This window comes from Vibrio sp. 378, from assembly GCF_033339435.1.
Map to the genome: position 1 here is coordinate 1 of NZ_JAWOUO010000190.1, position 996 is coordinate 996.

The following is a 996-nucleotide window of genomic DNA, read 5'->3' on the forward strand; positions in this document are numbered from 1 at the left end:
TAATGAAAATATTAGTAACCGGTGGAGCAGGCTTCATTGGGTCAGCTGTTGTCCGACATATCATTCGTGACACCCAAGATACCGTCATCAATTTAGATAAACTGACCTACGCAGGGAATCTAGAATCACTGGTTGATGTCTCAGAGAGTGAACGTTACTACTTTGAGCAAGTAGATATCTGTGACCGAGCTGAACTAGATCGCGTGTTTTCAGAGCATCAACCCGATAGGGTGATGCATTTGGCCGCCGAGTCTCATGTCGATCGCTCTATTGATGGTCCTGCTGCTTTTATTGAGACTAACGTGATGGGCACTTACCATTTGCTTGAAGCGGCTCGTCAATATTGGTCGGGCTTAGATGAAGCGCGCCAATCGGCATTCCGTTTTCATCATATTTCTACGGATGAAGTGTATGGCGATCTAGAGGGAACGGATGATTTGTTCACCGAAACCACCTCATACGCGCCGAGCAGTCCATATTCCGCATCTAAAGCTTCGAGCGATCACCTGGTTCGTGCTTGGCAGCGTACTTATGGTTTACCAACACTTATCACTAATTGCTCCAACAACTATGGCCCGTACCACTTTCCAGAGAAGTTGATCCCTCTGATGATTCTAAATGCCCTCGATGGCAAGCCGTTGCCTGTGTATGGCGATGGTATGCAAATCCGAGATTGGCTGTTTGTGGAAGACCATGCTCGCGCGCTTTACAAAGTGGTCAACGAAGGTGAAGTCGGTGAAACCTACAACATCGGTGGTCATAACGAAAAAGCCAACATCGAAGTGGTGAAAACCATTTGTGCTTTGCTTGAAGAGTTGCGACCAGACAAGCCAGCCGGGATAGAGTCTTATGAATCTTTGATCACGTATGTGAAAGATCGCCCTGGTCATGATGTGCGTTACGCAATTGATGCCACCAAGATCGCTCAAGAGCTTGGCTGGACGCCAGAAGAAACGTTTGAAAGCGGCATTCGCAAAACCGTCGAATGGTACCTAA

General features: G+C 47.4%; 1 protein-coding gene. It reads left to right on the forward strand.

Annotated features, from left to right (window positions below):
• Positions 1 to 2: 2 nt before the first annotated feature.
• A partial coding sequence (rfbB, locus tag R7Q48_RS25075; protein WP_318132839.1) for a dTDP-glucose 4,6-dehydratase occupies positions 3 to 996 on the forward strand: 994 nt, incomplete at its 3' end.